We start from the raw sequence: 4,938 nt of genomic DNA, 5'->3' as shown, positions 1-4,938 counted from the left end.
CCGCACCGCTCAGCGGCGCTTGCCCTGGTCGCCGACCGGGCGGAAGCGCTGGGTCGCCGCGGCGGCGCCCGGCGTGGGGGCCTGCCTCGACGTGCCGACGGGGCGGATGCGCAGGGTGGCCTCCGAGTCCGCCGGGGAGGTGATCTCGGCGGGCGCGGTCTGCACGACCGGCTTGGCCTGCGCGACCTGGACGGCCTGGAACTTCGTGGTCGCCTGGTCACCGCCCTGGGCCGGGACCACCGGAGCGCCCGGACGACTGGGAGCCGCCTGGCCGCCGCCCGCCTGGGCACCAGCAGGCTGGGCAACGGAAGGCCAGCCACCGCCCGCGTGCCCCGCCTGCCCCGACTGCCCGGCGACGCCGCCGGACGCGCCCCGACCGCCATCCGCTTGCGCCCCAGCGCTTTCCCCGCCCCCGGCGCCGACCGGCGCGATCGTGGTGGTCTCCCCCGCGCCACCCCGCCGCGCGCCCTGAGCGCCCCCCTGCGCCCCGTCGTCCTCCGCACCCCGCACCACTGCGGGAACCGGCCCCGAAGACCCGGCACCGTCCTCCTCAGCCCGAGCAACGGCCTGCTGCGACGGCGCCAGGTACCCCACGACCATCGCCGCCACCACGAGTCCCACGACCACCACCCCGGCCACGACCGGCTCCGGCGTCAGCACCCGCAGCACCGACGACCACACCACCGCCGCGAGCCCGGTGGCGATCCCGGCGGGCACGAACTGCAGCGCCCGGCGCGAGCGGCGGGGCGGCAGGACGCCCTTGACCACCGCCCACAGCGCCGCGGACCACGCCGCCACCGCCAGCACGAGCAGCACGAGCCCGGCGACGCCGTACACCGACAGCACCGACCCGCGCACGTCGGCGGTGCTGCCGCGCGAGGCGATCACCTCGCGCCGGTCGTCGAGCAGCTCCAACCGCACCGGCACCAACCCGGTCGCCTTGCCCTCGAGCCCCGCCATGTCCAGCACGAACGCGCGCGTCACGCTGGTGCGGCCGGGCACCTCGAACGGCACGGTGGTCTCGTAGGAGAAGAACTCCAGGCCGAAAGCGCCGCCCGACAACCGGATGACGCGGGCCTGCCTGGTCTCCGCCGATCCGTTGTGGACGGTCACCGTCACCTTGCGCGAGCCGGACGGGTCGAGGACGACCCGGTTGTCGCCGAACTGCTGCCCGTCGACGGACGCCGTCATCGTCGCGCTGTCGCCTTGGGCGAGGGCCGGTGCGCCCGCGAGGAACATCCCGCACAGGAGCAGTGGGACGACCCTGCCCATAATGCGTCTCACAAAGCACCTCGACGTTCAGGGGACTGGGAGAAATGCGAACGGCTGGAACACTATCCGTACTGGCTGTCCTCGCCTACGCCCTGTCCACCCTCGTGACCGCACCGGTGGCGCTGGCGCAGGGCTCGCTCGGCATGTCGGTCAGCTCCGGCAAGCCGGGCACCGGGTTCAGCGTGCAGTGGACCGGGCTCCGGGTGACGTGCCACAACTACTCGGTGCAGGTCGTCTGGGACGGCGGAGTCGTCATCGGCAACGGCGGGGTCGGCTGGTCCGGCTCGGGGTCGACGTGGGCGGTCGTGCCGTCCACGGCGAAGCCGGGCAGGCACCAGGTGACCGCGCGGACGGTGTGCCCGAGCCCGAGCACCGCGTCGGGCTCCTTCACCGTGACCGGCGGCGAGACCTCGCAGCAGCAACCGCCGCCGCCGCAGGAGGAGGACGACCCGAAGCCGTCGCGGACGTCGGAGCAGGCGCCGCCCCCGGCGGCGCCGACCACCACCACGCGGCCGAGCGCCACGACCACCACGACGACGACCACGACCACCAGCACGACCACCGCCACGTCGGCCCCGCCCTCCTCGGCCTCCGAGCCGAGCAGCGCGGTCCCGCACGGCGACGGCGTGCTGGTGATCGACAAGGACGACGTGCAGCCGGGCGACCCGCTCAGCGCGACCGGCACCGGGTGCACGCCCGGCGCCTCGGTGACGCTGTCGTCGCTGGGCGAGCAGGTCGGGTCGACGACGGCGGACGACGCGGGCAGGTTCAGCGCGCCCGTGGAGTTCCCGACCGCGCAGGCCGGTCGGCACGAGATCCGCGCGTACTGCGGGATCGTGCTGGTGGGCAGCGTGAACGTGGTGGTCAGCAGCTCGACGGGCGGCGTGCTGCCCGCGGTGCTGGGCGTGTCCGGGGTGGCGCTGGCCGGGGGTTTCGTGCTGCTGCGGCAGTTCCGGGGTTTCCGCCGGGTCCGCTCGGGCGCGTGACAGGGCGTTGAGGGTGAGTTGTGCCGGGAAAGCGGGAGGCCCCGTGGATCTCCACGGGGCCTCTCGCCGACGGTGCCTGCTAGCTAGGGCTCTTCGCGCTGCCTGCGCAGCTTGGTGAGCGCCTCTTCGAGGATCGCCTCGCCGTCCGCGTCGGAGCGGCGCTCCTTCACGTCGGCGAGGTGCGTCTTGTACGGCTCGTTGCGCGGGGGAGCAGGCGGCGCCTGCTCGTCCCGGCCTGCCGGAAGACCGCACCGCGGACAGTCCCACATCTCCGGGACGTCCGCTTCGACCGCGAACGACGGGCGCGACTCGTGCGCGTTGGCGCACCAGTACGACACCCGACGCCGAGGCGCGGACTCGCCGCGCTCCGACTCGCCCATCGGGCCTGCGCCGACGCGGGTACCGCGAATCGCGTTACCACCAGCCATCGACCCTCACACCCCCACCACGTGGATTTCCCGTGTCGCCGACCGGAGTTGTCAGGCGACCTTCTGAATCAAGCCGATGCCCACGATGGCGATCACCCAGATCGCGCCGACGAACAGCGTCAGGCGGTCCAGGTTCTTCTCCACCACGCTGGAGCCGGACAGGCTCGACTGCATACCGCCACCGAACAGCGAAGACAGACCGCCGCCCCGACCGCGGTGCAGCAGCACCAGCAGGATGAGCAGCAGGCTGGACACGATCAGGAGGATCTGCAGGAAAGTGTTCATCTCTTCCTCGCTGTCAGGCAGGTGACGCCACAGAGTACCCGGTCGACTGCCGACCGTGGACGACGCGGGTGGCCTGGGTGTTCAGGTCCTCGGTCAGGGTAGGGGACCGCCCGCGGCCAGCGCGCACAGCTTGCTGAACTCGTCGCCGTCCAGGCTCGCGCCGCCCACGAGGGCGCCGTCGACGTCCTTCTGGGCGATCAGCTCGCCGACGCTGCCGGACTTCACCGAGCCGCCGTAGAGCACCCGGACCTCGGACGCGACGTCCTCGCCGTACGCCTCGGCCAGCTTGACCCGCAGCGCCGAGCAGACCTCCTGCGCGTCGGCCGCGCTGGCGACCTTGCCGGTGCCGATGGCCCACACGGGCTCGTAGGCGATGACGACGCCGCGCACCTGCTCGGCGGTCAGGCCCTTGAGGCCGGCGACGAGCTGGTCGGTGCAGAAGGCGACGTGCTCGCCCCTCTCCCGCACGTCGACCTTCTCGCCGAGGCAGAAGATCGGGGTGATCCCGTGCTTGAGGGCCGCCTTGACCTTCTTGTTGACGGTCGCGTCGTCCTCGCCGTGGTAGTCGCGCCGCTCGGAGTGGCCCACGGTGACGTAGGAGCAGCCGAGCTTCGCGAGCATCACGCCCGAGATGTCGCCGGTGTAGGCGCCCGAGTCGTGCGGGGACAGGTCCTGCGCGCCGTACTTGAGCAGGAGCTTGTCGCCGTCGACGAGGGTCTGCACGCTGCGGATGTCGGTGAACGGCGGGAGCACCGCCACCTCGACCTTGGCGTAGTACTTCTCGGGCAGCGCGAAGGCGATCTTCTGCACCAGGGCGATGGCCTCCAGGTGGTTCAGATTCATCTTCCAGTTGCCCGCGATCAGCGGAGTGCGCGCCACGTCAGTCCTCCTCCAGCACGGAGACGCCGGGGAGCTCCTTGCCCTCCAGGTACTCCAGCGACGCGCCGCCGCCGGTGGAGATGTGCGAGAAGCCGTCCTCGGGCAGGCCGAGGGAGCGGACCGCGGCGGCGGAGTCGCCGCCGCCGACGACGGTGAACGCCTCGCTGGCGATCAGCGCCTCGGCCACCGCGCGGGTGCCGCCGGAGAACTTCTCGAACTCGAACACGCCCATGGGGCCGTTCCAGAACACGGTCTTCGCGTCGGCGAGCTTCGAGGCGAACAGCTCGCGGGAGGCGGGGCCGATGTCCAGGCACTCGCGGTCGGCCGGGATCTCGTCGAAGGCGACCACGGTGTGGTCGGCGTCGGCGGAGAAGCCGGTGGCGGCGAGGAAGTCGACGGGGAGCAGCAGCTCGACGCCGCGCTTCTCCGCCTCGGCAAGGAAGCCCTTGACCTTCTCGATCTGGTCTTCCTGGAGCAGGGACTTGCCGACCTCGTGGCCCTGGGCCTTGAGGAAGGTGTAGGCCATGCCGCCGCCGACCAGGAGCCGGTCGACCTTGGTGAGCAGGTTCTCGATGACGCCGAGCTTGTCCGAGACCTTCGCGCCGCCGAGGACGACGACGTAGGGGCGCTGGGTGTCGTCGGTGAGCTTGCGCAGCACCTCGACCTCGGCCAGCACGAGCCCACCGGCGTAGTGCGGGAGCTTCTTGGCCTCGTCGTAGACGGTGGCCTGCGTGCGGTGCACGACGCCGAAGCCGTCGGACACGATCGCGTCGGCCTTCGCGGCCAGCTCGTCCGCCTGCGCCTCGCGCTCGGCGGCGTCCTTGCTGGTCTCGCGGGCGTCGAAGCGGATGTTCTCCAGCAGGACCGCGGTGCCGTTGTCGGCGGCCGTCTCGGTCCCGATCTCCACGGTCTGGCCGAGGAGCTCGCCGAGCCGCACGGCGACCGGGGCGAGGGAGAACTTGGGGTCGGGCTCGCCCTTGGGGCGGCCCAGGTGCGCGGCCACGAGGACGCGGGCGCCCGCATCGACGAGCGCCTTGATCGTGGGCACCGACGCGCGGACGCGGCCGTCGTCGGTGATCTTGCTGCCG

At 72.4% G+C, this 4,938-nt stretch carries 6 protein-coding genes; 1 reads left to right on the top strand and 5 read right to left on the bottom strand.

Features of this window, described 5'->3' with window-relative positions:
- Positions 1-9 precede the first annotated feature (9 nt).
- On the bottom strand, positions 10-1,284 hold the full coding sequence (locus ACTUAL_RS30640; protein WP_440902669.1) for a hypothetical protein: 1,275 nt from the start codon (positions 1,282-1,284) through the stop codon (positions 10-12).
- A gap of 92 nt (positions 1,285-1,376) precedes the next feature.
- Between ACTUAL_RS30640 and ACTUAL_RS30635 the strand changes: the two genes are divergently transcribed.
- Positions 1,377-2,258, top strand: coding sequence for a hypothetical protein (locus ACTUAL_RS30635; RefSeq protein WP_440902668.1), 882 nt, complete (start codon positions 1,377-1,379; stop codon positions 2,256-2,258).
- An 83-nt stretch (positions 2,259-2,341) separates the two neighbouring features.
- Here the strand turns inward: ACTUAL_RS30635 and ACTUAL_RS30630 are convergent, their stop codons facing one another.
- The 4 genes from ACTUAL_RS30630 to ACTUAL_RS30615 form a co-directional block, all read right to left on the bottom strand.
- Positions 2,342-2,686 (bottom strand): RNA polymerase-binding protein RbpA, encoded by a 345-nt coding sequence (locus tag ACTUAL_RS30630; RefSeq protein WP_440902667.1) that lies wholly within the window; start codon positions 2,684-2,686, stop codon positions 2,342-2,344.
- 51 nt (positions 2,687-2,737) lie between these two features.
- The gene (gene secG / locus ACTUAL_RS30625) at positions 2,738-2,971 is read right to left on the bottom strand and encodes a preprotein translocase subunit SecG (protein WP_015803903.1); all 234 of its coding nucleotides are present in this window, start codon (positions 2,969-2,971) and stop codon (positions 2,738-2,740) included.
- A 93-nt stretch (positions 2,972-3,064) separates the two neighbouring features.
- Positions 3,065-3,850 (bottom strand): triose-phosphate isomerase, encoded by a 786-nt coding sequence (gene tpiA / locus ACTUAL_RS30620; RefSeq protein ID WP_096496083.1) that lies wholly within the window; start codon positions 3,848-3,850, stop codon positions 3,065-3,067.
- 1 nt (position 3,851) lies between these two features.
- The coding region (locus ACTUAL_RS30615) for a phosphoglycerate kinase (protein WP_440902666.1) at positions 3,852-4,938 on the bottom strand (1,087 nt) is incomplete at its 5' end.

The sequence above is a fragment of the Actinosynnema sp. genome (genome assembly GCF_052038725.1).
Note: the sequence above shows the minus strand (reverse complement) of the source record. Positions and strands in the feature narration are given on the sequence as shown.